The sequence below is a fragment of the Kaistia geumhonensis genome, assembly GCF_030815145.1.
Lineage (GTDB): Bacteria > Pseudomonadota > Alphaproteobacteria > Rhizobiales > Kaistiaceae > Kaistia > Kaistia geumhonensis.
The window spans coordinates 2,795,867-2,822,379 of sequence record NZ_JAUSWJ010000001.1 but is presented as its reverse complement, the minus strand read 5'-3'; the positions used below and the strand labels follow the sequence as shown (position 1 = coordinate 2,822,379).

At 68.3% G+C, this 26,513-nt stretch carries 27 protein-coding genes and 1 tRNA gene; 17 read left to right on the top strand and 11 right to left on the bottom strand.

Going from position 1 to position 26,513, the window contains the following annotated elements:
* Positions 1-48: 48 nt before the first annotated feature.
* A complete protein-coding gene (locus QO015_RS13375; RefSeq protein WP_266278798.1) occupies positions 49-819 on the top strand; it encodes a DeoR/GlpR family DNA-binding transcription regulator in 771 nt (256 codons plus the stop codon).
* A 28-nt stretch (positions 820-847) separates the two neighbouring features.
* A complete protein-coding gene (locus QO015_RS13370) occupies positions 848-1,552 on the top strand; it encodes a nucleoside/nucleotide kinase family protein (RefSeq protein WP_266278800.1) in 705 nt (234 codons plus the stop codon).
* Positions 1,553-1,634: 82 nt separating this feature from the next.
* On the opposite strand, the gene QO015_RS13365 is transcribed toward QO015_RS13370, so the two are convergent.
* Positions 1,635-1,709, bottom strand: a tRNA-Gly gene (locus QO015_RS13365).
* A gap of 194 nt (positions 1,710-1,903) precedes the next feature.
* Between QO015_RS13365 and QO015_RS13360 the strand changes: the two genes are divergently transcribed.
* From QO015_RS13360 to QO015_RS13340, 5 genes are all read left to right on the top strand, one after another.
* Entirely contained in the window at positions 1,904-2,422 is a 519-nt protein-coding gene (locus tag QO015_RS13360; RefSeq protein ID WP_266278802.1) for a prolyl-tRNA synthetase associated domain-containing protein, read from the top strand.
* A 79-nt stretch (positions 2,423-2,501) separates the two neighbouring features.
* Complete coding sequence (gene trxA, locus QO015_RS13355; RefSeq protein ID WP_266278803.1) at positions 2,502-3,440, top strand: thioredoxin; 939 nt, start codon at positions 2,502-2,504, stop codon at positions 3,438-3,440.
* A gap of 25 nt (positions 3,441-3,465) precedes the next feature.
* Entirely contained in the window at positions 3,466-4,140 is a 675-nt protein-coding gene (locus tag QO015_RS13350; RefSeq protein ID WP_266278804.1) for an LON peptidase substrate-binding domain-containing protein, read from the top strand.
* Between the two features lie 7 nt (positions 4,141-4,147).
* Positions 4,148-4,348, top strand: a complete 201-nt coding sequence (locus QO015_RS13345) for a Trm112 family protein (RefSeq protein ID WP_266278805.1) — start codon at positions 4,148-4,150, stop codon at positions 4,346-4,348.
* Positions 4,349-4,439: 91 nt separating this feature from the next.
* Complete coding sequence (locus QO015_RS13340; RefSeq protein ID WP_266278806.1) at positions 4,440-5,036, top strand: nucleoside 2-deoxyribosyltransferase; 597 nt, start codon at positions 4,440-4,442, stop codon at positions 5,034-5,036.
* Here QO015_RS13340 and QO015_RS13335 read toward each other — a convergent pair.
* Positions 5,008-5,706 (bottom strand): YggS family pyridoxal phosphate-dependent enzyme, encoded by a 699-nt coding sequence (locus QO015_RS13335; protein WP_266278808.1) that lies wholly within the window; start codon positions 5,704-5,706, stop codon positions 5,008-5,010. The two genes, QO015_RS13340 and QO015_RS13335, sit on opposite strands and share 29 nt — an antisense overlap.
* A gap of 168 nt (positions 5,707-5,874) precedes the next feature.
* On the opposite strand from QO015_RS13335, the gene leuS reads away from it, so the two are divergent.
* Genes leuS through holA form a run of 3 tightly spaced genes read left to right on the top strand, consistent with a single transcriptional unit; the run spans position 5,875 to position 10,168 of the window.
* Positions 5,875-8,487 (top strand): leucine--tRNA ligase, encoded by a 2,613-nt coding sequence (gene leuS, locus QO015_RS13330; protein ID WP_266278810.1) that lies wholly within the window; start codon positions 5,875-5,877, stop codon positions 8,485-8,487.
* Positions 8,474-9,076 (top strand): LPS assembly lipoprotein LptE, encoded by a 603-nt coding sequence (gene lptE / locus QO015_RS13325; RefSeq protein ID WP_266278812.1) that lies wholly within the window; start codon positions 8,474-8,476, stop codon positions 9,074-9,076. The genes leuS and lptE overlap by 14 nt, the downstream gene beginning before the upstream one ends.
* Before the next feature lie 57 nt (positions 9,077-9,133).
* Complete coding sequence (holA, locus tag QO015_RS13320; protein WP_266278814.1) at positions 9,134-10,168, top strand: DNA polymerase III subunit delta; 1,035 nt, start codon at positions 9,134-9,136, stop codon at positions 10,166-10,168.
* Between the two features lie 21 nt (positions 10,169-10,189).
* Here the strand turns inward: holA and QO015_RS13315 are convergent, their stop codons facing one another.
* The 5 genes from QO015_RS13315 to mnmE form a co-directional block, all read right to left on the bottom strand.
* The gene (locus tag QO015_RS13315) at positions 10,190-11,059 is read right to left on the bottom strand and encodes a ParB/RepB/Spo0J family partition protein (protein ID WP_266278815.1); all 870 of its coding nucleotides are present in this window, start codon (positions 11,057-11,059) and stop codon (positions 10,190-10,192) included.
* Positions 11,060-11,086: 27 nt separating this feature from the next.
* Positions 11,087-11,935: a ParA family protein gene (locus QO015_RS13310; RefSeq protein ID WP_266278817.1), complete on the bottom strand. Its 849-nt coding sequence runs from the start codon at positions 11,933-11,935 to the stop codon at positions 11,087-11,089.
* A 17-nt stretch (positions 11,936-11,952) separates the two neighbouring features.
* A complete protein-coding gene (rsmG, locus tag QO015_RS13305; protein ID WP_266278818.1) occupies positions 11,953-12,594 on the bottom strand; it encodes a 16S rRNA (guanine(527)-N(7))-methyltransferase RsmG in 642 nt (213 codons plus the stop codon).
* A complete protein-coding gene (mnmG, locus tag QO015_RS13300) occupies positions 12,591-14,468 on the bottom strand; it encodes a tRNA uridine-5-carboxymethylaminomethyl(34) synthesis enzyme MnmG (RefSeq protein WP_266278819.1) in 1,878 nt (625 codons plus the stop codon). The genes rsmG and mnmG overlap by 4 nt, the downstream gene beginning before the upstream one ends.
* Before the next feature lie 83 nt (positions 14,469-14,551).
* Entirely contained in the window at positions 14,552-15,844 is a 1,293-nt protein-coding gene (gene mnmE, locus QO015_RS13295) for a tRNA uridine-5-carboxymethylaminomethyl(34) synthesis GTPase MnmE (protein WP_266278820.1), read from the bottom strand.
* Between the two features lie 42 nt (positions 15,845-15,886).
* On the opposite strand from mnmE, the gene QO015_RS13290 reads away from it, so the two are divergent.
* Positions 15,887-17,899 carry a thioredoxin domain-containing protein gene (locus tag QO015_RS13290; RefSeq protein ID WP_266278821.1) on the top strand — a complete coding sequence of 671 codons (2,013 nt, stop codon included), beginning with the start codon at positions 15,887-15,889 and terminating at the stop codon, positions 17,897-17,899.
* A gap of 6 nt (positions 17,900-17,905) precedes the next feature.
* Here QO015_RS13290 and rho read toward each other — a convergent pair whose 3' ends face one another.
* The 3 genes from rho to hemE form a co-directional block, all read right to left on the bottom strand.
* On the bottom strand, positions 17,906-19,171 hold the full coding sequence (rho, locus tag QO015_RS13285; protein ID WP_266278822.1) for a transcription termination factor Rho: 1,266 nt from the start codon (positions 19,169-19,171) through the stop codon (positions 17,906-17,908).
* A 214-nt stretch (positions 19,172-19,385) separates the two neighbouring features.
* A complete protein-coding gene (gene hemJ, locus QO015_RS13280) occupies positions 19,386-19,817 on the bottom strand; it encodes a protoporphyrinogen oxidase HemJ (protein ID WP_266278823.1) in 432 nt (143 codons plus the stop codon).
* A gap of 13 nt (positions 19,818-19,830) precedes the next feature.
* Positions 19,831-20,877: a uroporphyrinogen decarboxylase gene (gene hemE, locus QO015_RS13275; RefSeq protein ID WP_266278825.1), complete on the bottom strand. Its 1,047-nt coding sequence runs from the start codon at positions 20,875-20,877 to the stop codon at positions 19,831-19,833.
* Between the two features lie 418 nt (positions 20,878-21,295).
* On the opposite strand from hemE, the gene QO015_RS13270 reads away from it, so the two are divergent.
* The 5 genes from QO015_RS13270 to dnaQ all read left to right on the top strand — a co-directional run bounded on the left by QO015_RS13270 (position 21,296) and on the right by dnaQ (position 24,995).
* Complete coding sequence (locus tag QO015_RS13270) at positions 21,296-22,132, top strand: pyruvate, water dikinase regulatory protein (RefSeq protein WP_266278827.1); 837 nt, start codon at positions 21,296-21,298, stop codon at positions 22,130-22,132.
* Positions 22,129-22,737, top strand: coding sequence for a Maf family protein (locus tag QO015_RS13265; RefSeq protein WP_266278828.1), 609 nt, complete (start codon positions 22,129-22,131; stop codon positions 22,735-22,737). The genes QO015_RS13270 and QO015_RS13265 overlap by 4 nt, the downstream gene beginning before the upstream one ends.
* Positions 22,734-23,588 (top strand): shikimate dehydrogenase, encoded by an 855-nt coding sequence (locus QO015_RS13260; RefSeq protein WP_266278829.1) that lies wholly within the window; start codon positions 22,734-22,736, stop codon positions 23,586-23,588. The genes QO015_RS13265 and QO015_RS13260 overlap by 4 nt, the downstream gene beginning before the upstream one ends.
* A complete protein-coding gene (gene coaE, locus QO015_RS13255) occupies positions 23,585-24,193 on the top strand; it encodes a dephospho-CoA kinase (protein ID WP_266278830.1) in 609 nt (202 codons plus the stop codon). The genes QO015_RS13260 and coaE overlap by 4 nt, the downstream gene beginning before the upstream one ends.
* Positions 24,194-24,275: 82 nt before the next feature.
* Positions 24,276-24,995: a DNA polymerase III subunit epsilon gene (gene dnaQ, locus QO015_RS13250; protein ID WP_266278832.1), complete on the top strand. Its 720-nt coding sequence runs from the start codon at positions 24,276-24,278 to the stop codon at positions 24,993-24,995.
* A 3-nt stretch (positions 24,996-24,998) separates the two neighbouring features.
* On the opposite strand, the gene secB is transcribed toward dnaQ, so the two are convergent.
* On the bottom strand, positions 24,999-25,481 hold the full coding sequence (gene secB / locus QO015_RS13245; RefSeq protein ID WP_266278833.1) for a protein-export chaperone SecB: 483 nt from the start codon (positions 25,479-25,481) through the stop codon (positions 24,999-25,001).
* Between the two features lie 290 nt (positions 25,482-25,771).
* Between secB and QO015_RS13240 the strand changes: the two genes are divergently transcribed.
* Complete coding sequence (locus QO015_RS13240) at positions 25,772-26,512, top strand: Tim44/TimA family putative adaptor protein (protein WP_266278835.1); 741 nt, start codon at positions 25,772-25,774, stop codon at positions 26,510-26,512.
* Position 26,513: the final 1 nt, after the last annotated feature.

Below are 26,513 nucleotides of genomic sequence, written 5' to 3'. Positions count from 1 at the left end.
ATGCGAACATCCCCGCATCAAGGTCGATCACCGAACGACGAGGCCCCCGTGGCGCTCAGCATCCGCCAGGCCGACATTCTCGATCTCGCCCGCAGCGAGGGCCGCGTCGCGGTCGAGGATCTGTCGCGGCGCTTCGACGTGACGGTGCAGACGATCCGCCGCGATCTGGCCGAGCTCTCCGATGCCGGGCTGCTCGACCGGGTCCATGGCGGCGCGGTGCTGCGCACGGGCGTCGCCAATATCGGCTACGACCAGCGCCGGCGCATGAACGAGGCCGGCAAGGCGGCGATCGCCGGCGCCTGTGCCGCGGCGATCCCCGACAACTCGTCGCTGATCCTCAATATCGGCACCACGACCGAGGCCGTCGCCCGCGCGCTCCTCGGCCATCGCAACCTGACCGTCGTCACCAACAACATGAATGTCGCCAACATCCTGGCCGCGAACCCGTCCTGCGAGGTTGTGGTGGCCGGCGGCGTGCTCCGCCGCAGCGATGGCGGCCTCGTCGGCGAACTGACGACGCATGTCTTCGAGCAGTTCAAGGTCGACATCGCGGTGATCGGCTGTTCGGCGCTGGACGAGGAGGGCGACCTGCTCGATTTCGACCTCGCCGAAGTGCGCGTGTCGAAGGCGATCATCCGCCAGGCCCGCCGCGCCTTCCTGGTCGCCGATGCATCCAAGCTCGGGCGAACGGCCCCGGCAAGGCTCGCCTCGCTGGCCGAGATCGACGCCTTCTTCACCGATGCGCTTTTGCCGGAAGACCTCGCGGAGCGCTGCCGGACATGGAGCACGGATGTCGTCGTGGCGGGCGCCGCGCTATAACGGGCGGCCGGCGACGAGGGAGGATGGCATGGTTTCGGGAGAGGTGGCTTCGGGAGCCGCGACATCGGAGGCGAGCGGCTCACCGGCACCAGCCGTCATCGATCTCGACGGTCTGGTGCGACTGCTGGCCTCTCGGCCGCGGGAGACGCGCACCATCCTCGCCATCGCCGGTCCGCCCGGAGGCGGCAAGTCGACCGTCGCCGAGGCGCTGGTCGATCGCCTCAACGCCGCCGAGCCGGGCGTCGCGGCGCTGCTGCCGATGGACGGCTATCACTATGACGACCTCCATCTCGTGCCGGCCGGCCTCAGGCCGCGCAAGGGCTCGCCGGAGACCTTCGATGTCGGCGGGCTGCGCGCCATGCTGGAGCGGCTGGCCCGCGACGACGAGGAGTTCGTGGCGGTGCCGGTCTTCGATCGCGCCATCGAGATCGCGCGCGCCGGGGCGCGGCTCATCCCCCGGACGGCGCGCATCATCGTCGCCGAAGGCAACTACCTGCTGCTGGCCGATACACCCTGGGACGGGCTGGCGCCGTTCTTCGACTTCACGGTGATGATCGAGGTCCCCGAAGAGGAGCTTCGCCGCCGCCTGACCGAACGCTGGCAGCACTATCGCCTGACGCCGGACGAGATCGCCTTCAAGCTCGACGTCAACGACCTGCCCAACGGCCGCTTCGTGGCCGCGGCGAGTCGCGCCGCCGACTACCGCCTTTTGAACGACCGGGCAGGGGCCTGATGGGTCCCGTCGACACGACCCCGAAACGCAAAAGGCCGCGGTGAACCGCGGCCTTTTCGCAATCCGGTGGGTGCCGGAAAATTGGAGCGGGCGAAGGGATTCGAACCCTCGACCCTAACCTTGGCAAGGTTATGCTCTACCCCTGAGCTACACCCGCATCCGTGCCCGGCATCGCCGGACGGCCGCGTTATGGCGCAAGGTTCGGAGGATTGCAACAGGCAATTTGCCGTCGATCCACAGGCTGCCGCGACGGATGCCGGCGCGCCTGCTTCCGCGGGCGCGGACGCCTTGCCTCAAGCTCGCGGATGGCGCATTCGCTTGGCCTCTCGCCTCGACAGGGACCGCGGCGCCATGCCGATGACACGTCACGACCTCCTCGCTTTTCTCGAAACGCTCGGCATCCGCACCGAGACGGTGGAGCATCCGCCGCTCTTCACCGTCGCCGAGGGCAAGGAACTGCGCGGCGCGCTTCGCGGACTGCACAGCAAGAACCTGTTCGTGAAGGACAAGAAGGGCCGCCTGTTCCTCGTCGTCGCCGTCGAGGACAGCGTCATCGACCTGAAGCGTCTGCACGAACTAATCGGCGCCTCGGGCCGGCTCTCCTTCGGCTCGGCCGAGCTTCTCCTCGAAGTGCTCGGCGTCACGCCGGGCTCGGTCACACCCTTCGCGCTCGTCAATGACGCGCCGCCGCGGGTGACGCTGGTGCTCGACCGGCGCATCGCGGAAGGCGAGGAGGCGAATTTCCATCCGCTCGTCAACACGGCGACGACGCGGATCGCCGTCGCCGATCTCCTCGCCTTCGCGAAGGCGACCGGCCATCCGCCGCTCGTTGTCGCCTTCGGCGCGCCCGAGGGCGATGCGGATTTGTAAATCCGCGCCGGACGATCCATCTTCAGCAGCGAAACGGCGCCGGCCCGACCGGCGCGACAGCCATCAGAGGCGGACGCTCATGAACCAGCCCAGCTACAGCTTCGGATCCTCCTATCAGCCGGCGGCGGAGCCGGCCGGCGGCGGCACCGACGACCTCATCCGCGACACGACCACCCAGGCCTTCGCCCGCGACGTCATCGAGGCCTCGCAGAAGCAGCCCGTGCTGGTCGACTTCTGGGCGCCCTGGTGCGGCCCGTGCAAGCAGCTGACCCCGGTGCTGGAGAAGGTCGTCAAGGCGGCCAAGGGCGCCGTGAAGCTGGTGAAGATGAATATCGACGATCACCCGTCGATCGCCGGGCAGCTCGGCATCCAGTCGATCCCGGCCGTGATCGCCTTCGTCGGTGGCCGTCCCGTGGACGGCTTCATGGGCGCGCTGCCGGAGGGCCAGGTGAAGCAGTTCATCGAGCGGCTCGGCGGCGCGGGCGGTGCCGACGAGATCGAGGCGGCGCTGGCCGAAGCGGAGCAGCTGGTGGCGGGCGGCGCGGTCGCCGAGGCCGCGCAGCTCTATGCCGCGATCCTCGCCGCAGAGCCGGAGAACCTGAAGGCGCTGGCCGGACTGGCGTCCTGCCATCTCTCGGCCGGGCAGATCGACGAGGCCAAGGCGCTGCTCGCCGGCGTTCCCGAGGCCAAGGCGGCCGACCCGGCGCTGGCCGCGGTGCGCGCCCAGCTGGCGCTGATCGAGCAGACCGCCGCGCTCGGCGAAGAGGGCGAACTCAGGGCCCGCATCGCCGCCAACCGCAAGGATTTCGCCGCGCTCTTCGATCTTGCCCTGCTGAGGAACGGCAAGGGCGATCGCGAGGAAGCGACCGACCTCCTCCTTGAAATCGTCCGCGCCGACCGCAATTGGGAGGAGGACAAGGCCCGCAAGCAGCTGGTGCAGCTCTTCGAGGCCTGGGGACCGACCGACGAGGCCACGCTCAGCGGCCGCCGCCGCCTGTCCTCGATCCTGTTCTCCTGAGGCGTCGTCGCCGACGAAAGCGTTCATGAAGGCTGGCAAGGCCAACTATCAGGGTCCGCGCGATCTCCCGGACAGCATCCCGGTCTTTCCGCTGACCGGGGCGCTGCTGCTGCCGCGCGGGCAGCTGCCGCTCAACATCTTCGAGCCCCGCTATCTCGCCATGGTCGACGCGGCCATGGCCGGCGACCGGCTGATCGGCATGATCCAGCCGGCCGGCCCCTCGGGCGAGGAAGGGGAGCCTGCCCTCTCGGCGATCGGCTGCGTCGGACGCATCACGTCCTATGCCGAGACCGAGGACGGCCGCACCATGATCGTCCTCACCGGCATCGCGCGCTTCCGCGTGGTCGAGGAGATCGAGGGCCGCAGCGGCTTCCGCATCTGCCGCATCGCGGCGGACGACTTCATCGACGACTTCGCCGAGAATGCCGGCGCCGAGGCCGTGGACCGGGCGCGACTGCTCGACGTGTTCCGCGCCTATCTCGACGCCAACCGGCTGGAAGCCGACTGGGACAATATCGGCCGCACCTCCAACGAGACGCTGGTCAATGCGCTCTCGATGATGAGCCCCTACGGACCGGCCGAGAAGCAGGCTTTGCTCGAGGCCGCGGACCTCAGGACGCGCGCGGAAACGCTGATCGCCCTCACCGAGATGACACTGGCGCGCGGCGGCGACGGCGCTGCCTCGCCCCTGCTGCAATAGGTTCGTCATGGCGCCGCTCGACCGTCCCGCCGCGCGCATCGACGTGAAGCTTCTCGAGATGCTGGTCTGTCCCGTGACCAAGACGGCGCTCGCCTATGACGAGGCGCGGCAGGAACTCGTGAGCCGCGCCGCACGCCTCGCCTATCCGATCCGCGACGGCATTCCGATCATGCTGCCCGACGAGGCACGGCCGCTCGCCGAAGACTGACCTCCCGATCCGACTCTGTTGCAGCGCAGCATGGCAGGCGCCATAGTCGTCGCAGCGCCGATGACGCGGCGCGCCGCGCTTCGGAGTTCTCATGCGCCTCAAAGTCTATCTCGCCGGTCCGGAGGTGTTCCTCCCCGACGCCCGCGCCCAGCAGGACCGCAAGATCGCGCTGACGCGCGCGGCGGGCCTCGTGCCGCTGGCGCCCGGCGATCTCGCCATTCCCCCGCAGCCGAGCAAGCGGGCGCTCGGCCATGCCATCAGCGCCATCGACGAGAAGCTGATGGACGAGGCCGATGCCATCATCGCCAACCTGACGCCCTATCACGGCGTCTCGGCCGATACCGGCACCTGCTTCGAGCTCGGCTACATGTGCGCTCGCGGCAAGCTCGTCTATGGCTATACCAATGTGGCGGCCGACATGCGCAGCCGCTCCGTGGCGCATTATGGCGGCGACGTGCATGTCGACACGGCCGGCCGGCTGCGCGGCGCCGACGGGCTGATGATCGAGGATGTCGACATGGCCGACAATCTCATGATGCAAGGCGGCATCGAGCGGCGCGGCGGCAAGCTCGTCGTGCACCAGGCAGCGCCCGATGCGCTCTATACCGACACGACGGCCTTCGAAATCTGCCTCGCGCTGCTCGCCGAGCGCGCGGGGCTCAGGCCGCGCTCTCTCGCGGCGGGGTGAGGGGCGGCCGGCCGCCGAAGATCGCGGAGCCGACGCGGACATGCGTCGCGCCGAAGGCGATGGCCGTCTCGAAGTCGCCGCTCATGCCCATCGACAGCGCGCCAACGCCGATCTCGCGCGCGAGCTTCGCCAGCAGCGCGAAATGCGGACCGGGCGATTCCTCGGCCGGCGGGATGCACATGAGCCCTTCGATGGCGAGCCCGTGCACGCTGCGGCAGCGGTCCACAAAGGCCGCCGCCTCGCGCGGCGCGATGCCGGCCTTCTGCGGCTCCAGCCCGGTATTCACCTGGACGAAGAGGCGAGGGCGCCTGCCCTGCCGGTTCATCTCGGCGGCGAGCGCGGCGGCGATCTTCTCGCGGTCGACCGTGTGGATCACGTCGAACAGCGCCACGGCCTCGCGCGCCTTGTTGGATTGCAGCGGCCCGATGAGATGGAGTTCGATATCGGGATGCGCGGCGACGAGCGCCGGCCACTTCCCTTCGGCTTCCTGCACGCGGTTCTCGCCGAACAGGCGCTGACCGGCGGCGAGCGCCGGCAGCATGTCCTCGGCCGGGAAGGTCTTCGACACCGCGACCAGCGCGGCCGATCCCTCTGGCCGGCCGGCCTCGCGCTCCGCGGCGGCGATGCGGGCGCAGATGGCCGCGAGACGTTCGGCGACGGTGTCGGTCATCGGCGGATCCTCGACTTTCTCAGATGGCTGCGCCTAGCACGGCCGCCGCGCCCGCTCAACGCATCCGCCAACCGAGAAGGTTGACCGCGAACCACCTTTCTGGTGATGGTCGCAACCTCTCACAGCGCCGCAATTCGGCGCCGTTTCTCCCGCATATCAAAGACGATCATGGCGACAGAACGTTACAACCCGCGCGAGGCCGAACCCCGCTGGCAGCGCGAGTGGGCCGAGCGCGGCATCTTCGAGGCGAAGAACGGCGACCCGCGGCCGAAATACTATGTCCTCGAGATGTTCCCCTATCCTTCGGGGCGCATCCATATCGGCCATGGCCGCAACTATGTGATGGGCGACGTCGTCGCGCGCTTCAAGCGGATGAAGGGCTTCAACGTCCTGCATCCGATGGGCTGGGACGCCTTCGGCCTGCCGGCAGAGAACGCCGCCATCGAGCGCAACAGCCATCCGAAGATCTGGACCTACGAGAATATCGAGACGATGAAGGCGCAGCTCAAGCTGCTCGGCCTCTCGCTCGACTGGAGCCGCGAGATCGCCACCTGCGATCCCTCCTATTACGCCGAACAGCAGCGCATCTTCGTCGACCTGCACGAGCGGGGCCTCGCCTATCGCAAGGAGAGCGAGGTCAACTGGGATCCCGTCGACAACACCGTGCTCGCCAACGAGCAGGTGATCGAGGGGCGCGGCTGGCGCTCGGGCGCGCTGGTCGAGCGGCGCAAGCTCTCGCAGTGGTTCTTCCGCATCACCGAATTCGCCGACGAACTCCTCTCCGCGCTGGACGAGCTGGAGCGCTGGCCGGACAAGGTCCGCCTGATGCAGCGCAACTGGATCGGCCGCTCGGAAGGCCTGTCGCTGCGCTTCGCGCTCGATCCGGCGACGGCGCCGGCCGGCACCAGCGAGGTCGAGGTCTATACGACCCGTCCCGACACGCTTTATGGCGCGTCCTTCCTCGCCATTGCCGCCAACCACCCGCTCGCCGAGGCGCTTGGCGCGGCGAACCCGGCGCTCGCCGAATTCCTGCTCGAATGCCGCCGCGGCGGTACCTCGGCCGAGGCGATCGAGACGCAGGAGAAGAAGGGCTTCGACACCGGCCTCCGCGCCGAGCACCCGCTGGTGCCCGGCTGGATGCTGCCCGTCTATGTCGCCAACTTCATCCTGATGGACTACGGCACCGGCGCCATCTTCGGCTGTCCGGCCCATGACCAGCGCGATCTCGACTTCGCCCGCAAATATGGCCTGCCGGTCAAGGCGGTCGTGCTGCCCGAAGGCGAGGATCCCGCCACGTTCGACGTCGGCGACGTCGCCTTCGACGGCGTCGGCCACCTGTTCCATTCGGATTTCCTGGACGGGCTCTCGATCCCCGCTGCCAAGGAGGCGGTGACGCGCCGCCTCGAGACTCAGGCTCTCGCCGGCAAGCCGCAGGGGCGCCGCCAGGTCAATTTCCGCCTGCGCGACTGGGGCATCTCGCGCCAGCGCTATTGGGGCTGCCCGATCCCGATCATCCACTGCCCGTCCTGCGGGCCGGTCGCGGTGCCGAAGGCCGATCTGCCGGTGCTGCTGCCGGACGACGTCACGTTCGACAAGCCGGGCAACCCGCTCGATCGCCATCCGACGTGGAAGCATGTCGCCTGCCCGCGCTGCGGCACGGCCGCGACGCGCGAGACGGACACGATGGACACCTTCGTGGACTCGTCGTGGTATTTCGCCCGCTTCACCGCGGCGCCCGGCGAGCCGCCGCTGACCCGCGAGGCCGCCGATCACTGGCTGCCCGTCGACCAGTATATCGGCGGCATCGAGCACGCGATCCTGCATCTCCTCTATGCGCGGTTCTTCACGCGCGCACTCAGGAGCGCGGGCCGCATCTCGGTCGCCGAGCCCTTCGCCGGCCTCTTCACCCAGGGCATGATCGTCCACGAGACCTACAAAGACTCAGCCGGCAAGTGGCTGTTCCCGGAGGAAGTGGAGCATCGCGACGGCGGCGCCTTCCGCGTCGGCACCGGCGAGCCGGTGACCGTCGGACCGCCCGAGAAAATGTCCAAGTCGAAGCGTAATGTCGTGCCGCCGGAGATCGTGGCCGACACCTATGGCGTCGACTGCGCGCGCTGGTTCATGCTCTCGGACACGCCGCCCGAGCGCGACAGCGAATGGACCGCTGCCGGCATCGAGGGCGCCTGGCGCTTCACGCAGCGGCTCTGGCGCCTCGTGGGCGAGGCTGCGGAACTCGCAGGCAAGCCGGATCATCCGGTTGCTTTCGGAGCCGAATCGACCGCGCTCCGCCGCGCCGCGCATCGCCTGATCGCGCAGGTCGAGGAGGATTTCGACCGCCTGCGCTTCAACGTCGCCGTGGCGCGCGTGCACGCCTTCGCCAATGTCTTCGGCGAGGCCGTCGCGTCCGCGCGGTCGTCCGGCACCGTTGCGCCCGACATGGCCTTCGCGCTCGACGAGGCGGCCGCCTTCCTTGTCGCCGCGGTGGGCCCGATGGTGCCGCATCTCGCCGAGGAGTGCTGGACCGTGCTCGGTCGTTCGGGCATCGCCGCCGAGGCGGCCTGGCCGCATGTCGACCCCGCCCTCCTCGTCGACGACGAGATCACGCTGCCGATCCAGATCAACGGCAAGAAGCGCGCCGAGATCACGGTCTCGGCAAGCGCCGACCAAGCTGCTATCGAGAAGGCCGTGCTGGAGCTCGACGGCGTCGTCCGCGCGCTCGAGGGCCGCGCGCCGAAGAAGATCGTCGTGGTGCCGAAGAGGATCGTCAATGTCGTCGTCTGACCCGAAGGGCCGCATGCGCCCGCTGCTCGGCGCGGCCGCCGCCGTGATGATCGGCCTCACGCTCGGCGCCTGCACGGTGCGGCCCGTCTATATGGCAACGACGCCCGGCCAGGCGCCGGCGGCAGATCTTTCGGCCATCTCGGTCGGCGATGTCGGCGACCGCGTGGCCCAGCAGGTGCGCAACAATCTCGTCTTCGCCTTCAACGGCGGCAAGCAGGCCCCGCCGGCGCGCTACGACCTCTCGATCAACGTCTCGACCTCCGAGGTCCGGCTCGGCTTCGAGAAGGACGAAACGGCGCCGGCCTACCAGGTGACGGTCGCGGTGAAGTTCCAGCTGACGGAGCGCGGCTCCGGCCGCGTCATCCTGCGGTCGTCGTCGAGCGGCATCGCGAGCTACGACCGCTCGAACCAGAACTTCGCCAATGTGCGCGCGCGCATCGACGCCGAGAACCGGGCCGCGCAGGCGGTCGCCGACCAGATGCAACTCCGCCTCGCCATCGCGCTGGCGAAGGAAGCGAAGGTCACCGTCGCCCCGGTCTATGCGCCGCCGAAGGTCGACGCGCCCGCCATCATCGGGTCCGGCATCTAGCCGGGCCGCCGGGCCCGCTCCGGTCCGCAGCGGCGCCCGATCGGGAGGCGAAGACCCATGGTCCAGATCAGGCCGCAGGAGGCCGAGCGCTTTCTCGCCAGGCCCGATCCCGCTGTGCGGGTCGTGCTCATCTATGGCAGCGACACCGGCCTCGTCTCCGAACGCGCCGCCGCTTTCGCCCAGCGCATCATCGAGGGAAGCAGCGATCCCTTCGCGCTTGTGCGGCTCGATTCAGCCGACATCGCCGCGGATCCCGGCCGTCTCGCCGACGAGGCGCGCACCATCGGCCTGTTCGGCGGCAACAGGGCGATCCGCGTCCGCATTGCCGGAAACCGGACTATCCAGCCCTCGGTCGAGGCCGTGCTGGCCGACCCGCCGAGCGACGCCTGGATCATTCTCGAGGGCGGCGACATCAAGAAGGGCACCGGCCTGCGCAAGCTCTGCGAGGGCGCACGGGGCGCCGCGGCGATCGCCTGCTACGCCGACAGCGCGGCAATGCTCGACGGGCTGATCCAGAGCGAGATCGTCGGCGCCGGCCTGGGGCTCGACGCCGAGGCGCGCGACATCCTGAAGGCCTCGCTCGGCGCCGATCGCCTCGCCAGCCGTTCGGAACTGCAGAAGCTCGCCCTCTACGCCGAGGGCATGGGCACCGTGACCGCCGAGGCCGTCCGCGCCATCGTCGGCGATGCCGGGGCCTCCGCGGTGGACGATGCGGTCGACGCCGTCGCCGGCGGCGATCCCGGCGCGTTCGACCGCAGTTTCCGCCGCCTCGTCGCAAGCGGAACGCCGGCCTTCGTCATCGCCGCCAGCGCGCTGCGCCATCTCCAGCTGATGCACCGCGTCGCCACCGAGATGGGCGAGGGGAGGCCGGCCGAGGCGGCCATCGATGCCGTCGGCGGCCCGATGTTCCCGCAGCGCAAGGCGAAGCTCGCCGCCCAGCTGCGCCTGTGGGGCGCCGACCGGCTGTTCGAGATGTGCGGAAGGCTGGAGCGCGCGATCTTCGAAAGCCGGACCAAGCCGGCGCTCGGCGACGCGGCGATCGAGAAGACGCTGACCGGAATCGCACTCGCGGCCCGCCAGCGCCGCCGGTGACCGGCAGCCGGCTCGGAAGGGCTATTCGCGCTTCAGGAGGCGGCAGAGCTCGTCGAGCTGCTCGAGGCTCGTATAGCGGATCGAGAGCTGGCCGGCCCCGTCGCCCTTGTGATCGATCCTGATCGCCAAGCCGAGGCTGTCGCCGAGCAGCTTTTCCAGGGCGCGCGTATCGGCGTCCTTCTCGCGGCGCGGCTTCGCGGAGGGACGCTCCGCCTTCTCCGTCTGCGTGATGGCCTCGGCCTCGCGGACGGTCAGCCCGCCCTCGACGATCCGCTGCGCCACAGCTTCGGGATCGTCGACCGTGACCAGCGCGCGCGCATGGCCCGCCGTCAGCTTGCCCTCGCGGACATAGGCCTGGACCTTCTCCGGCAGCTTCAGGAGCCGCAGCGTATTGGCGACGTGCGGCCGGCTCTTGCCGATCACATCCGCCAGCGCCGTCTGGCTATAGGCGAACTCGTCGATGAGCTGCTGATAGCCGAGCGCTTCTTCGAGCGCGTTGAGATCGCTGCGCTGGACATTCTCGATGATGGCGAGTTCCAGCGCCTCCTGGTCGGAGACGTTGTTGATCAGGACCGGGACGTCATGGAGCCCGGCGCGCTGCGCCGCCCGCCAGCGGCGCTCGCCGGCGATGATCTCATAGGCCTCGCCCCCGCCCACGACGGAACGGACGAGGATCGGCTGCACGATGCCCTTCTCGCGGATGGACGCCGTCAGATCGGCGAGGTCGGACTCCTCGAAGGCCTTGCGCGGATTGCGCGGATTGGGGCGGAGGAACGCGATCGGCACGCGCCGCGACAGGCGCGAGCGCTCGTTGACGACCGACTCGGTATCGACGTCACCGATCAGCGCCGCAAGGCCGCGGCCGAGCCGACGACGGTTGCCATCCTCCATGGGATCGTTCCTCTTCTCGTTTCGTCGTCAGGCGGCGCGCAGCCGCTTCTCGCGCTGGATGATCTCCGAGGCGAGCCGCAGATAGGCCTGGCTGCCGGTGCTCTTGAAATCGTAGAGCAGCACCGGCTTGCCATGCGACGGCGCCTCCGAGATGCGCACATTGCGCGGAATGACCGTATCGTAGACGGCGTCGCCCATATGCGCTCGGACATCCGACACCACCTGGCCGGCGAGGTTGTTGCGGCTGTCGAACATGGTCAGCACGATGCCGTGCACCGTCAGCTCCGGATTGAGCGCATGCTTCACCTGCTCGACCGTCTGCAGCAGCTGCGACAGGCCCTCGAGCGCGAAGAACTCGCATTGCAGCGGAACCAGGATCGAGTGCGACGCCGACAGGGCATTGATGGTCAGGAGATTGAGCGAGGGCGGGCAGTCGACGAGAACATAGGAGTAGTTTCGCCCGCGAATCGATTCCGCGCGCTGGACATGCGCGGCGATGGAGCGACGGAGCCGGAACGCGCGATCCGAACGGCTGGCGATCTCCAGTTCGACGCCGAGCAGATCCATGGTCGATGGCGCCACCGACAGACGCGGCACCGCGGTCTCCATCGCCACCTCGGACAGGATCGACTCACCGACCATCAGGTCATAGGTCGAACGAAGACGAAGCTTGCGGTCGATGCCGAGGCCCGTCGACGCGTTGCCCTGCGGATCGAGATCGACGATCAGCACCTCTTCGCCGATCGCCGCAAGCGCGGTGCCGAGATTGATCGCCGTCGTCGTCTTGCCGACGCCACCCTTCTGGTTCGCGAGCGCGATCACGCGCGGCGCGGCCGCCAGCAGCGAGGGGGGAGAGAAGGAGTGCGCATCGGACATGGCGTGCCCTCGGAGCCTCAGAGCCTGCGCTCTGCGCGTCGGATTTCCACGATCGAACTCGCCGGATCGATCAAGCTCTTGTGTCTTACCAGATCGAGCGACCAAGATTGAGAGGCTTCCGCCAGCTCCTGATCAAAATCCTCGCCTTTATGGAACGCAGCCGGAACACCGCGGGCGAGAAGCGGCGCCGAGAGATCGAGCAGCTTGTCGAGCGGCGCCAGCGCCCGGGCGCTGATGCGGTCAACAGGGCCGTCCAATTGTTTCAGAACCGATTCGATACGCCCGTCCCGCACTGTCACGGGGGCGCCGGTTTCGCGCGCGACCGTCCGCAGGAAGGCGCATTTCTTCTGGTTGGACTCGACGCAGATGACCGAGGCACCAGGCTGTTCCGCCAGAAGGATTCCGGTGACCAGCCCTGGAAGTCCGCCACCGCTGCCGATATCGACCCAGTGCCGGTCCTCCGGGAACAGCGCGACGAGCTGCGCGGAATCTGCGATATGCCGGGTCCAGAGCTCCGTCATCGTTCGCGGCGAGACGAGGTTCTGCGCCGGCTGCCATTTGCGCAGGAGCTCGACATAGATGTTGAGCCGCTGCTCCGTTTCACGTGAAACAGCAATGATGTCGCGCAGCGCCGCGATGCTCTCCGGCCGCACTGTCATGCCGTCGCCCGCTCCTGGGCTCGTCGCGCCCGATTGACGGCGCCGAGCAGGATGGCGAGGGCCGCGGGCGTCATGCCCTCGACGCGGCCGGCCTGGCCGAGAGTCGCCGGCCGTACCTGCGCAAGCCGCTGCTTGAGTTCGTTGGAGAGACCGGTGACCGACGCATAGTCCAGCTCGCCATCGAGCATGACGCTCTCCTCACGGGCGACTTCGGCGATGTCGGCCTTCTGACGCTCAAGATAGACAGCATATTTCGCGTCCGATTCGATCTGCGCCAGAGCGCCGGGCGAGTAGCGCGCGAGGTTCGGCCAGATGGCTGTGAGCCTGGCCGCGTCGATATCCGGATAGGCGAGCAGGTCGAAGGCGGAGCGCCGAACGCCATCGGCATTGATCGCCAGCCCATGTCGCCCGGCCTCGGTGGGCGTCAACGAGGCCTCCGCAAACGCGCAGCGGGCTGCCTCGATCTCGCCGAGCTTGGCGCCAAAGGCGCGCGCGCGATCGGCGCCGACGACACCGATCTCGATGCCGAGCGGCGTCAGCCGCTGATCCGCATTGTCCGCACGCAGTGAGAGCCGGTACTCGGCTCGCGAGGTGAACATGCGGTAGGGCTCGGTGACGCCGCGCGTCACCAGGTCGTCGATCATGACACCAATATAGGAATCGGCGCGGCTGAAAGTGATTCCATCGTTCCCGGCTGCGCGGCGCGCGGCATTAACGCCCGCGACCACGCCCTGCGCCGCCGCTTCTTCGTAGCCCGTGGTGCCGTTGATCTGGCCGGCGAGGAAGAGGCCGCGGGCGCGCTTGGTCTCGAGCGTGGCCATCAGCTCGCGCGGATCGACATGATCATACTCGATGGCATAGCCGGAGCGCAGGATGACCGCCCGCTCCAGGCCGGGGATCGACGCCACGAGCGCCGCCTGGACGTCCTCGGGCAGCGAGGTCGAGATGCCGTTCGGATAGACCGTCGGGTCATCGAGCCCCTCCGGCTCGAGGAAGATCTGGTGACCCTCACGCTCGCCGAAGCGAACGATCTTGTCCTCGATGCTCGGGCAATAGCGCGGACCGCGGCTCTCGATCTGGCCGGAATAGATCGGCGAGCGCGCCAGATTGGCGCGGATGATCGCATGCGTTTCGGATGTCGTTCGCGTGATGGCGCAATCGACCTGGGTATTGGTGATCGCGCCGGTCAGGGTCGAGAACGGTTCCGGCTCGGCATCGCCCGGTTGGCGCTCCAGCCGCGCCCAATCGATCGTGCGGCCATCAAGACGTGGCGGCGTTCCCGTCTTCAGGCGCCCAAGCGTGAAGCCGATCTTCTCGAAGGATGCGGAGAGCCCCATGGCCGGCTGCTCGCCGACACGGCCGGCCGGGGTGCGCCTTTCGCCGATATGGATCAGGCCACGCAGAAAGGTCCCGGTCGATACGACCACGGCTCTGCAGGAGATCTGCCGGCCGTCCGCGAGAGTCAAGCCTTCGATGGCGCCCGAAGGCGCGATCAGCTCATGCGCGTCGCCCTCGACAACCGTTAAGCCGACCGTATCCTCGACCGCCGCCAGCATGGCCTGGCGGTAGAGCTTGCGATCGGCCTGCGCGCGCGGTCCGCGAACGGCGGGACCCTTGCGGCGGTTGAGCAGGCGGAACTGGATACCGGCGGCGTCAGCAACGCGGCCCATGAGTCCATCCAACGCGTCGACCTCGCGAACGAGATGACCCTTGCCGAGTCCGCCGATCGCCGGGTTGCAGGACATGACGCCAATCGTGTCGCGGCGGTGCGTCAGCAGGGCCGTTCGCGCGCCGAGCCGGGCGGCAGCAGCTGCGGCCTCGACACCGGCATGGCCGCCGCCGATCACCACGACATCAAAGTCCAGACGATTCATTCGCTCACCTCGATCCTTGGGCAGCGCTTAGCGGAACCGGCCACGCCGGTAAAGCACGACGGCTGTTTCACGTGAAACAGGGCCTATTTGCCGATACAGAACGCGCTGAAAATCTCGCCGAGCAGGTCCTCGACACCATAGCGCCCGGCGACACGGCCGAGCGCATCGGCTGCCCGACGCAGCTCCTCGGCGATCAGCTCGGGCGGCTGCGTGTCCTGGATGCCGGCCAGCGCGAGGCACGCCGTCGATATGCCTTGCCGCTGACGCTCACGGACAATCAAGGCATCCGGCCGCCGGTCCGCCAATCCAAGTGCCGTCCCGATCGCCCGCCGGAGATCATCGAGGCCCGCTCCGGTGACGGACGACACCGCAAGCCCCTCGGGCAACGACTCGCGCCGATCGCTCTTGGTGCACACCCGTAAGATCGGAACACCGGAGGGCGGCTCGACCAACGGCTCGTCTCCATCGTCGAGCAACAGAATGAGGTCGGCGTCGGCGCTCCGCCTCTTTGCCCGCTCGATGCCTTCCCGCTCGACGAGGCCCGCCGCCTCGCGAAGACCGGCGGTGTCGACGAGGGTTACGGCATAGCCGTCGATGTCCAGCGCAACTTCTATGAGGTCGCGTGTGGTTCCGGGCTCTGCGGTGACGATCGCTGCCTCGCGACGGGCAAGCGCGTTGAGCAAGCTGGACTTGCCGACATTGGGCGCGCCGAGCAGCACGACGTCGAAACCGGAACGAACCCGCTCGCCGAAGGAACTCGCTTCGATGAGAGCGCCCATTTCCAGCGCCAACCGACTTGCCTCCCGAACGGCGGCATCGATCACCGACGCCGGGACGTCTTCTTCATCGACGAAATCGAGACCGGCTTCGATCATCGCCCGCGCCCGCAGCAGATCCTCCGACCATGCGCGGAGTCGCCTCGCGAGGCCGCCTTCCGCCAGCAGCAGGGCCTGTCGCCGCTGCGCTTCCGTTTCCGCCACGATCAAGTCCGAAAGGCCCTCGACCTCAGTCAAGTCAGCACGGCCGTTCTCGAAAGCGCGGCGCGTGAATTCGCCGGCTTCGGCGGCGCGGTAGCCGGGGAGGTCAGCCAGCGCTGCCAGCACCGCCGCGACCACGGCGCGGCCGCCATGCACATGCAACTCGGCCACATCCTCGCCGGTGAAGCTGCCCGGTGCCGGGAAGAACAGCACCAGCCCGCGGTCGAGCAGGAGACCATTTCGATCACGAATCGGTCGGAGCGACGCGACGCGCGGCCGAGGCGGAGTGCCGACCATTGTTTCGAGTCCGAATCGGACGCCCGGGCCTGATAGCCTGACAACCGCAAGGCCAGCCGGAACAGGGCCGCTCGAAACGGCATAGATGGTGTCGCGCGCCATTCGCCCTATCCTAGTTCACCAGCCGATCGACGGATCCCACCGATGCCCAACCTGCTTCGCTTCGAGACCAGCGCCTATCTCCTCCAGCACAAGGACAATCCGGTGCATTGGCGGCCATGGGGAGCGGCGGCCCTCGCCGAAGCCGCTGCGACGGACCGCCCGATCCTGCTTTCGGTCGGCTATGCCGCCTGCCACTGGTGCCATGTGATGGCGCACGAGTCGTTCGAGGACCCCGAGACAGCGGCGGTCATGAACGCTCTCTTCGTCAACATCAAGGTCGATCGCCAGGAGCGACCCGATATCGACCAGCTCTACATGTCGGCGCTGCATGCCTTCGGCGAGCAGGGCGGCTGGCCGCTTACGATGTTCCTGACGCCCGACGGCAAGCCGATCTGGGGTGGCACCTATTTTCCGCCCGAAGCGCGTTACGGACGCCCCGGCTTCCGCGATATCCTGCGCAAGGTCGCGGGGATCTATCGCGACGACCCTTCCGCCCTCGTCGACCAGGGCGAGCGGGTGGTCGCGCATCTCGCCCGCTCCCGGCCGGCCGGCGCGACGCTCGGCCCCGAGCTCATCGACCGCGCCGCCGAGACGCTCGCGAGCCTCATGGACCCGCAGCGCGGCGGCACCAGGGGCGCGCCGAAATTCCCCAATGCCTCCGTTCAGGACTTCCTCGCGCGGTCGGCCGAGCGCATGACGCGGCCCGATCTCCGAGCGCTCGTCGATGCCACGCATCGCGGGCTCGTCGATGGCGGGATCTACGATCATGTCGGCGGCGGGCTCGCGCGCTACAGTACGGACGCCGACTGGCTGGTGCCGCATTTCGAGAAGATGCTCTACGACAACGCGCAGCTGGTCGAGCAGCTTGCGCTCGACCTCACGCAGGCCGCCGACCCGGCGCTCTACCGTGACCGCATCTCCGGCACGATCGCCTTCATGGAACGCGAGCTGCTCAGACCCGAAGGCGGTTTCGCCTCGGGTCTCGACGCGGACGCTGCCGGCGTCGAAGGCAGCTTCACCGTCTGGGATCACGCGGAGCTGCTCACGCTGCTCGGTGTCGAGGACGGTGCCTTCATGGCCGCACTCTACGACATTGCACCCGGCGGCAACTGGGAGGGCAAGTCCATCCCGAACCGCCTCCACCACCCGGATACGCTTCCCGCCGCCGACGAAGAGCGGCGGCTGAGGCTCCTCGATGAGATGCGGCGCCACCGCGAGACGCGTCCACGCCCGGCCCTGGACGACCAGATCCTCACCGACTGGAACGCGCTGGCCATCGTCGGCCTCGCCACGGCCGGCTTCCTTCTCGAGCGCTCCGACTGGATCGACCGCGCCGAAAGCGTCTATCGCTTCCTCGGCGAGGCGGTCTCGGTCGAGGGACGCCCGGTGCATGTGTTCGCGAAGGGCCGTCGCGGCCGGCTCGGTCTCGCGACGGATCTCGCCGGCCTCGCCCGCGCCGCGCTGGGGCTACATCAGGTCACCGGCAAAGCCGCCTACCAGGCCGACGCGGCCCGCTTTCTCGCGCTGCTCTGGAAGCATCACGGCGACGGGGCCGATGGCTTCTGCCTGGCGCCCGACGATGGCGACAGGCTGATCCTGCGGCGTGCCGAGCGGCTCGACGAGGCGACGCCCAACGCCCATGGCATGGCGGCCGAAGCCCACCTGCGCCTCTGGGCGCTGACCGGCGCCGACGAGCACCGCACGGCGGCCGACGCGATCCTCGCCGCGGCGGCCGGCGACATGATCGCCAATGTCTTCGGCACGGCCAGCCTGTTCTCGTCGCTCGATCTCCGTCTCCGGATCACGACGCTGGTGATCATCCTTCCTGCCGGCACGAGCGCCGACGGCCTGCTGCCCGCGATCCGCCGAAGCTGGTCGCGCAGCTTCGTGCTCGATATCCGGTTCGAAGAGACCGAATTGCCGCCCGCCCATCCCGCGCATGACAAAAAGGCCGTCGGCGGGAAGCCGACGGCCTATGTCTGCCACGAGGGGCGATGCTCGCTGCCTGTCACCGACGCCGCCGCGCTGGCGGCGTTGCTCCCGGCCGGCGCGTGAGCCGCGTCAGGTGTTCATCTGGTCGAAGAAGTCGGCGTTGCTCTTGGTCTGGCGCATCTTGTCGAGTAGGAACTCGATCGCATCGACCGTGCCCATCGGCATCAGGATGCGGCGCAGGACATACATCTTCTTGAGGATGTCGGACGGAACGAGGAGTTCTTCCTTGCGCGTGCCGGAGCGGGTGATGTCGATCGCCGGGAAGACGCGCTTGTCGGCCACCTTGCGGTCGAGAATGATCTCGGAATTGCCGGTGCCCTTGAACTCCTCGAAGATCACCTCGTCCATGCGGCTGCCGGTATCGATAAGCGCCGTGGCGATGATGGTCAGCGAGCCACCTTCCTCGATGTTGCGCGCGGCGCCGAAGAAGCGCTTCGGCCGCTGCAGCGCGTTGGCGTCGACACCGCCGGTCAGCACCTTGCCGGAGGACGGCACGACCGTGTTGTAGGCGCGGCCGAGGCGGGTGATCGAATCGAGCAGGATGACGACGTCGCGGCCATGCTCGACGAGGCGCTTGGCCTTCTCGATGACCATCTCGGCGACGGCGACGTGGCGGGTGGCGGGCTCGTCGAAGGTCGAGGAGATGACCTCGCCCTTCACCGAGCGCTGCATGTCAGTGACTTCCTCGGGCCGCTCGTCGATGAGCAGGACGATGAGGTAGCACTCGGGATGGTTATGGGCGATGGAGGAGGCGATGTTCTGCAGGAACACCGTCTTGCCGGTACGCGGCGGCGCGGTGACCAGCGCGCGCTGACCCTTGCCGAGTGGCGCCACCAGATCCACGATCCGCGGCGTCATGTCCTTGCCCGTCGGAACATCGAGCTCCATGCGGAAGCGTTCGTTCGGGTAGAGCGGCGTCAGATTGTCGAAATGGACCTTGTGACGGGCCTTTTCGGGGTCTTCGAAATTGATCGTGTTGACCTTGAGAAGGGCGAAATAGCGCTCGCCGTCCTTGGGGCTCCGGATATTGCCCTCGACCGTGTCGCCGGTTCGCAGCGAGAAGCGGCGGATCTGGGAGGGTGAGACGTAGATGTCGTCCGGGCCGGCGAGATAGTTGGCGTCGGGAGAGCGGAGGAAGCCGAAGCCGTCCTGCAACACCTCGACGACACCCTGGCCGATGATCTCGACATCGCTCGCGGCCAGCTGCTTGAGGATCGCGAACATCAGTTCCTGCTTGCGCAGCGTGCTCGCATTCTCGACCTCGAGTTCCTCCGCGAAGGCGAGCAGCTCCGTCGGGGATTTGGACTTGAGGTCCTGAAGTTTCATTTCACGCATGAGTTTTGCGAATCTCGCTTGGATTCAGTCGAACGCGTTCATTGAGGGGATTGGCAGAACTTGAGCCTGGATGCGCAGGGGATTGGCATCGGCATGGTGCGTGAGCTGGCCCTTGGGCTCGGCCGACCCGCACCGGTCTGCTTCGATAAGATGGCGCACCTTAATCGCTCGGGCGCCGCGGAGCAAGCCGTCTGCTGAAATGTGACGAAGCCGTTCAGAAGGGCTTCACCACGACCAGGACGACGATCACGATCATCAGCAGCGTCGGGATCTCGTTGGCGATCCGGTAGGTCCTGCCTGTGAGGTCGTTGCGATCCTCGGCGAAGGCCCTGCGGCGCGCTGCAAGCCACATGTGGAACGCCGTCATGACGATCACTAGGGCGAACTTGGCCATGAACCACGGCTCGCGATCGACGCGCAGGATCCCGACCAGCGCCAGCCCGGTCAGCCAGACGACGATCATCGCCGGATTCATGATGATGCGCAGCAGCTTGCGCTCCATCACCTTGAACGTCTCCGACTGCTCGGAGCCGGCCGGCGCGGCCGTGTGATAGATGAAGAGGCGCGGCAGGTAGAAGATGCCCGCCATCCAGCTGATCACCGCTATGATGTGCAGCGCCTTGATCCAAAGATAGTAGTCCGCCATCGGAATCTCCGGCTCAGCCCCGCACGCGGCGGATCAGCTGCTCGACATGGGCGATCGGCGTCTCCGGCACGATGCCGTGGCCGAGATTGAAGATGAAGCGGGCGCCGGCCATCGCTTCCAGGATGTCGTCGATCGCCGCCTCGAGCGCGGGACCGCCCGCGACGAGCAGCATCGGATCGAGATTGCCCTGCAGCGCGCAGCGCCCGCCGAGTTCGTCCCGGACGGCGCGAAGCGGGACCGTCCAGTCGACGCCGACCGCGTTCACGCCCGTCGCCGCGGCGAAGGGCGCCACCGCTCGGTCGATACCCTTCGGAAAGCCGATGATCCGCGCCCCCGGCTTCCGCGCACGGACGCCGGCGACGATGCGCGCGATCGGCTCCTCGCTCCAGCGCCGGAAGGACGGCGGCGCCAGCACGCCGGCCCAGCTGTCGAAGATCTGCACGGCATCGGCGCCCGCGTCGAGCTGGGCGACGAGATAATCGATCGAGGCTTCGACCAGCCGGTCGATCAGCATCGCGAACCGCTCGGGCTGCCGCGCGGCCAGCAGGCGGGCCGGCGCCTGGTCGGGTGTCCCGCGCCCGGCGATCATATAGGTCGCAACCGTGAAGGGAGCGCCGCAGAAGCCGATCAGCGCCGTCGAAGCGGGCAGGCTGCCCCGCACCCGCTCGACGGTCTCCAGCACGCTCGCAAGCCGCGCGACGACGCCCTCGACCTCCAGAGCCTCGATGCCTTCGGCGTCGATCGGTTCGAGACGCGGTCCCTCGCCCTCGGCGAAGCGGACGCTGCGACCCATCGCATGCGGTATGACGAGGATGTCCGAGAAGAGGATCGCCGCATCGAAGCCGAACCGCTCGATGGGCTGAAGGGTGACGCGGGCCGCGCGGGCGGGATCGAAGCAGAGGTCGAGGAAGCCGCCGGCCTCGGCGCGCACGGCGCGATATTCGGGAAGGTAGCGGCCTGCCTGGCGCATCAGCCAGATCGGCGGGGGCGAGACGGCTGCACCGTCGAGAACGGCGAGGAACCGGGAGGCCTCGCGCTGCGTCGTACCGGCGTCCGTCACCACACCTCCTTCATCTCTAAAAAGAGAGCCTTGAATCTTTTGTTTCTTCTTCTTGAGGGGGGAATTAGCGTCATTCGCGGGCATCCACAATCGACCCGCGCTGCGGCATAGGCGCTGGCCAACGGCCGATCCCGGCTGGGGGATTCGGGGACAAGATCCGGAGCGCGCCCATCAGGCCCTTGAATCGACGCAGGTCTTTCAAGGTCGTTAAAATTCGAACCATCCCGGCCATCTTGTTAACCTTTCGTTAAGAAGTGGGGCAACGGACCGCGGATTCACGATTCACTTGTTCGGGGCTCCATTCTTTCCCCAGGCCGAGCCGCTGTTGATCGTCGGCCCCGCATCGGGGAGAAGGGACGGGGGTGACGGGCTTTGGCCCGACTTGTGCGCCCCCATGCACAGGGCTGGGGACAAGGACGTGAAGAACGAGCTTCGGCATCTCCATCTCCACCTCGTCTCCGACGCGACGGGCGAGACCCTCCTGACCGTCGCGCGGGCTGCGACGGCGCAGTATCCCGGCGTTTCGGTCGTCGAGCACATCCACGCCATGACGCGCTCGCCCAAGCAGGTCGAGCGCATTCTGCTCGATATCGAGCGGGAGCCGGGCATCGTTCTGTTCACGCTGGTCGATCGCAGCATCGCCGATCCGCTGGAAGCCGGCTGCCGGCTGATCGCCGTGCCCTGCTTCTCGGTGCTCGATCCGGTGCTGCAGGTGTTCCAGTCCTATCTCGGCGCCTCGTCGGAGGGCCGCGCCGGCGCGCAGCATGCGCTCGACGGCGATTATTTCCGCCGCATCGAGGCGCTGACCTTCGCCATGATGCATGACGACGGGCAGATGCTGGAGGATCTCGACCTCGCCGAGATCGTCATCATTGGCGTCAGCCGCACGTCGAAGACGCCGACCAGCATCTATCTCGCCAATCGCGGCGTCCGCACCGCCAATATCCCGATCGTGCCCGGCGTGTCGCTGCCGGCCGAGCTGGAGCGCGTGACGGGGCCGCTGATCGTCGGGCTCGTCGCGACGCCGGACCGGATCGTGCAGATGCGCGAGAACCGCGTCCTCGCTTTTTCCGGCCTCGGCAGCGACGATCCTTATGTCGACCGCGCGGCGGTCGCCGCGGAGATCGCATCGACGCGGCGCATCTGCGCGCGCAAGGGCTGGCCGGTGATCGACGTGACGCGGCGCTCGATCGAGGAGACCGCGGCGGCGATCCTGTCGTTGCGCAAGGGCGCGGCGCTCGGAGCGAGCGAATGACGGCGCTGATCCTCGCCTCGACCAGCGCGGCGCGCAAAAGCCTGCTCGCCAATGCCGGCCTCGTCTTCGCCAGACTCGCCGCGCCGGTCGACGAACGCGCCCTGGAGGCGCCGCTCATCGCCGCCGGCGAGCCATCGGAGGCGATCGCCCTGGCGCTCGCCCGGGCCAAGGCCGAGGCGGTGCTGGCGCTTCGGCCCGGAGCCGTCGTCATCGGTGCCGACCAGGTGCTGGACCTCGGCGGCCGGCGCCTGGTGAAGCCGGGCGACCGCGACGGCGCCCGCCGGCAGATAGAAGAGTTGCAAGGCAGGACGCATCGGCTCGTCTCGGCCGTGGTCGTCGCCGAGGGGCCGGGCAGCGCCTGGCAGCATGTGTCGGACGCGCGGCTCACGATGCGGCGGCTCTCGCCGGCGGCCATCGAGCGCTATCTGGACGAGGCGGCCGAGGGCATCTTCGGCTCCGTCGGCGCCTACCATCTGGAAGGCGTCGGCGTCCGGCTGTTCGAAGCCATCGAGGGCGATTACTTCACCATTCTCGGATTGCCGCTGCTGCCGCTGCTCGGCTGGCTGAGATCGCGCGGCCTCATCGACCAGGAGAAGAACCCATGAGCGTTTCGACGGCCAGCGGGCCGGTCGCGGCCGTGATCGGCTGGCCGGTCAAACATTCGCGCTCGCCGCTGATCCATCGCCACTGGCTCGCGCGCTACGGCATCGCGGGCGACTATGTCCGCCATGCCGTCGCGCCCGAAGAGATCGACGCTTTCCTCGCGGGCTTTGCGAGCGGACCCTTCATCGGCGCCAATGTCACGGTGCCGCACAAGGAGGCCGCCTTCGCCGCCGTCGCGCGGGCGGATGGCGTCGCCTCGGCGCTCGGCGCCGTGAACACGCTATGGCTCGAAAACGGCCAGCTCGTCGGCGGCAACACCGATGCGCTCGGCTTCCTCGCCAATCTCGACCAGCGCGCGCCGGCTTTCGCTCGCATGGCGGGGCCGGCGCTTGTGCTCGGGGCCGGCGGCGCGGCGCGTGCCGTGCTCTTCGCGCTGAAATCGCGCGGCTTCGGCCCGATCCATGTCGTGAACCGCAGCCGCGACCGCGCCGAGGCGCTGGTCGAACGCTTCGGCGCGCCGCTCGCTGTGGCGGGCTGGGAGGATGTGCCGCGCCTCCTCACCGAGGCCGCGATCATCGTCAACACCACCTCGCTCGGCATGGAGGGCCAGCCGCCGCTTGCGATCGATCTCGGGCCGGCGCGCGACGACTGCCTCGTGACCGACATCGTCTATGTGCCGCTGGAGACGCCGCTGCTCAAGGCGGCGCGGGCGCGGGGCCTTTCGACCGTCGACGGCCTCGGCATGCTGTTGCATCAGGCGGCGCCGGGCTTCGAGCGCTGGTTCGGTGTCCGGCCCGAGGTCACCGAGGAGCTTCGCGCCGTCATTCTCGCCGATATGGGCCACGCCGCGTGATCACGCTCGGCCTCACCGGCTCGATCGGCATGGGCAAGTCGACGACGGCGGCGATGTTTGCCCGCCGCGGCGTCGCGGTCCACGACGCCGACGCGGCGGTGCATCGGCTCTATGGCCGGGGCGGCGCGGCCGTCGCGCCGGTCGGTGCGCTCCATCCGGAAGCCGTTGCGGAGGGCGCGGTCGACCGCGCGGTGCTGGCGTCGATCGTCCAGCGCGACCGCTCTCGGCTCGCGGCGCTGGAGGCGATCGTCCACCCGCTGGTGCGCGAGGAAGAGACCCGCTTCCTCGCCGGGGCCCGCGCCGCCGGCCGCCGCATCGCGCTCGTGGACGTCCCGCTGTTGCTCGAGACGGGCGCCGAACGCCGCGTCGATGCAGTGATCGTCGTCTCGGCGGCGCCGGAAATCCAGCATGCGCGTGTCCTCGGGCGGCCGGACATGACGGAAGAGCGGTTCGAGGCGATCCTGGCGCGACAGATGCCGGATGCCGAAAAGCGTCGGCGCGCGCATTTCATCATCGACACCGGCCGCGGCCTCGCCGCCGCCGAGCGCGCCGTGGCCGATATCCTCACCGCGCTCGCGGCGACGGCCGCCGGCCGGGCGGGATAACGACGCCCAAGCCCTTGCGGCCGGACGATGCAGCCGCCACCATAACTGGCATTTCCGCCAGACCGAACAGGAACCGAGCCGCGTGCGCGAGATCGTCTTCGACACCGAGACCACTGGCCTCGAGCCCTTGAAGGGCGACCGCCTGGTCGAGATCGGCTGCGTCGAGCTCTACAACCATCTGCCGACCGGCCGGCACTTCCATGTCTATATCAATCCCGAGCGGACGATGCCGGTGGAGGCGTTCCGCGTGCACGGCCTCTCCGACGAGTTCCTCGCCGACAAGCCCGTCTTCGCTTCCGTGGCGGGGGAATTCGCGGAATTCATCGGCGACGCGAAGCTGATCGCCCACAATGCCAGCTTCGATATCGGCTTCATCAATGCCGAGTTCGCGCGCCTCGGCATGGCGCCGGTCGGTGCGGAGCGGGTGGTCGATACGCTGATGCTCGCCCGCCGGAAGCATCCGAACGCCCAGAATTCGCTCGATGCGCTCTGCGCGCGCTACGGCGTCGATACCTCGAAGCGCACGCTGCATGGCGGTCTTCTCGACGCGCAGCTTCTGGCCGAGGTGTATCTGGAGCTGATCGGCGGGCGGCAGCCGGATCTCATCCTGGTGCCCGACGAGACGGCGGCCCAGCTGGCGGACGGCACCATGCCCGCCGCGGCGCGTGCCATCCATGTCCGTCCCGTTCCGCTGCCCTCGCGGTTGACGGAAGACGATCGCGCCGCCCATGCCGCCCTGGTGGGCAAGCTCAGCGGCGCGATCTGGCTCGGTTATGCGGAGAAGCCCACAGAGGCGGGCTGAGCGTCAGCTCGGCCGCGTCTGCTGGGTCTGGGCGAATTCCATCAGGCGCTGGCGATAGAGCGCGGTGAAATCGACCGGATCGATCAGGAGGGGCGGGAAGCCGCCATTGCGGGTCATTTCGGCGAGGATCTGCCGCGCGAAGGGGAAGAGCAGGCGCGGGCACTCGATCATGAGCAGCGGCGCGAGGTTTTCCTTCGGCACATTGGCGATGCGGAAGATGCCGGCATAGAGCAGTTCGGCGACGAAGAGGACCTGCTCGCCATCGGTGGCGCGGCCTTCAAGGCGCAGTTCGACCTCGAAATCCTCGGCGTCGAGCGGATTGGCCGAGACATTGATGCCGATATTGATCGCGGGCGCGGTGCGGCGCGGGCCGAGCGAGCGCGGCGCATCCGGGTTCTCGAAGGACTGGTCCTTCACATACTGGGTCAGGACGGAGAGGTTCGGCTGGCCCTGGTTCGGGGCGCCGTCGGCGGGAGTATCGGCCATGATCGCGGGTGTTTCCTCGAACGCGGAACGGCCGCTCCGGCCGGTTCCTTCCAGCGGCTCGCTAACACTTCCGACCCCGTGATACAAGCGATTGAGGGCTGCTAGCGCCCCCGTCCGGACGGGGGGCCTTGACAGCTCGGCCGCGTCCCTGTCTTGAACGGTCGGGGCATCCGGACGCGGTTGCCCTTGGATCGGCGAAGGTCGATACCAGATAAACCGTAAGGTGCGTGCTGCCGTTCGAGGCCGGCTGCGCAGCGCGGGGTAGGACGCCTTCGGCAAGAGCGGTTTTCGTGGACATCTATACGCTGATCTTTCTCGTTCTCGCTGTGGTGATCTTCTGGAAGCTCAGGAGCGTCCTGGGCCAGAGGACCGGCAGCGAGCGGCCGCCATTCGATCCGTTCAGCCGGCGCGGCAAGGATGCCGCGAATGCCGGCGGCAAGACGATCGACGCGCAGCCGACCGAAGTGCGGCCGGGCGACAAGGTCGTGCCGCTGCCGCGACGCGCCGAGGACGGGACCGTGACCGTCGCCCCCGATCCGGCCGCCGAGCGCATCGCAGCCTATGCCCCCGCCGGCTCGCCGCTCGCAGCAGGGCTGGCGGCCGTTGCCGCCGCCGACCGCAGCTTCGATCCCGCGCAGTTCCTCGACGGCGCCCGCACAGCCTACGAGATGATCGTCACCGCCTTCGCGCAGGGCGACCGCAAAGCCCTGAAGCCGCTGCTCGGCCGCGAGGTCTTCGACGGCTTCTCCGGCGCCATCGCCGATCGCGAGCAGAAGGGCGAGACCGTCGAGTTCAGCTTCGTCGGCATCGACAAGGCGGAGATCACCGACGCGGCCGTGCGCGGCCGCTCCGCGCAGATTACCGTGCGCTTCGTGTCGAAGCTCATTTCGGCGACCCGCAACAAGGCCGGCGAGGTCGTTGACGGCGACCCGGTGGTGGTTGCCGACGTCACCGATGTCTGGACCTTCGCGCGCGACACCGGCTCGCGCGATCCCAACTGGCTGCTCGTCGCCACCGAAACCGTCGAATAGC

Bases quoted from the DNA above. Each gene is read 5' to 3' on its own strand.
- QO015_RS13370 (WP_266278800.1), top strand. From the start codon at position 848: ATGGTTTCGGGAGAGGTGGCTTCGGGAGCCGCGACATCGGAGGCGAGC.
- QO015_RS13360 (WP_266278802.1), top strand. From the start codon at position 1,904: ATGCCGATGACACGTCACGACCTCCTCGCTTTTCTCGAAACGCTCGGC.
- trxA (WP_266278803.1), top strand. From the start codon at position 2,502: ATGAACCAGCCCAGCTACAGCTTCGGATCCTCCTATCAGCCGGCGGCG.
- QO015_RS13350 (WP_266278804.1), top strand. From the start codon at position 3,466: ATGAAGGCTGGCAAGGCCAACTATCAGGGTCCGCGCGATCTCCCGGAC.
- QO015_RS13345 (WP_266278805.1), top strand. From the start codon at position 4,148: ATGGCGCCGCTCGACCGTCCCGCCGCGCGCATCGACGTGAAGCTTCTC.
- QO015_RS13340 (WP_266278806.1), top strand. From the start codon at position 4,440: ATGCGCCTCAAAGTCTATCTCGCCGGTCCGGAGGTGTTCCTCCCCGAC.
- QO015_RS13335 (WP_266278808.1), bottom strand. From the start codon at position 5,706: ATGACCGACACCGTCGCCGAACGTCTCGCGGCCATCTGCGCCCGCATC.
- leuS (WP_266278810.1), top strand. From the start codon at position 5,875: ATGGCGACAGAACGTTACAACCCGCGCGAGGCCGAACCCCGCTGGCAG.
- lptE (WP_266278812.1), top strand. From the start codon at position 8,474: ATGTCGTCGTCTGACCCGAAGGGCCGCATGCGCCCGCTGCTCGGCGCG.
- holA (WP_266278814.1), top strand. From the start codon at position 9,134: ATGGTCCAGATCAGGCCGCAGGAGGCCGAGCGCTTTCTCGCCAGGCCC.
- QO015_RS13315 (WP_266278815.1), bottom strand. From the start codon at position 11,059: ATGGAGGATGGCAACCGTCGTCGGCTCGGCCGCGGCCTTGCGGCGCTG.
- QO015_RS13310 (WP_266278817.1), bottom strand. From the start codon at position 11,935: ATGTCCGATGCGCACTCCTTCTCTCCCCCCTCGCTGCTGGCGGCCGCG.
- rsmG (WP_266278818.1), bottom strand. From the start codon at position 12,594: ATGACAGTGCGGCCGGAGAGCATCGCGGCGCTGCGCGACATCATTGCT.
- mnmG (WP_266278819.1), bottom strand. From the start codon at position 14,468: ATGAATCGTCTGGACTTTGATGTCGTGGTGATCGGCGGCGGCCATGCC.
- mnmE (WP_266278820.1), bottom strand. From the start codon at position 15,844: ATGGCGCGCGACACCATCTATGCCGTTTCGAGCGGCCCTGTTCCGGCT.
- QO015_RS13290 (WP_266278821.1), top strand. From the start codon at position 15,887: ATGCCCAACCTGCTTCGCTTCGAGACCAGCGCCTATCTCCTCCAGCAC.
- rho (WP_266278822.1), bottom strand. From the start codon at position 19,171: ATGCGTGAAATGAAACTTCAGGACCTCAAGTCCAAATCCCCGACGGAG.
- hemJ (WP_266278823.1), bottom strand. From the start codon at position 19,817: ATGGCGGACTACTATCTTTGGATCAAGGCGCTGCACATCATAGCGGTG.
- QO015_RS13265 (WP_266278828.1), top strand. From the start codon at position 22,129: ATGACGGCGCTGATCCTCGCCTCGACCAGCGCGGCGCGCAAAAGCCTG.
- QO015_RS13260 (WP_266278829.1), top strand. From the start codon at position 22,734: ATGAGCGTTTCGACGGCCAGCGGGCCGGTCGCGGCCGTGATCGGCTGG.
- secB (WP_266278833.1), bottom strand. From the start codon at position 25,481: ATGGCCGATACTCCCGCCGACGGCGCCCCGAACCAGGGCCAGCCGAAC.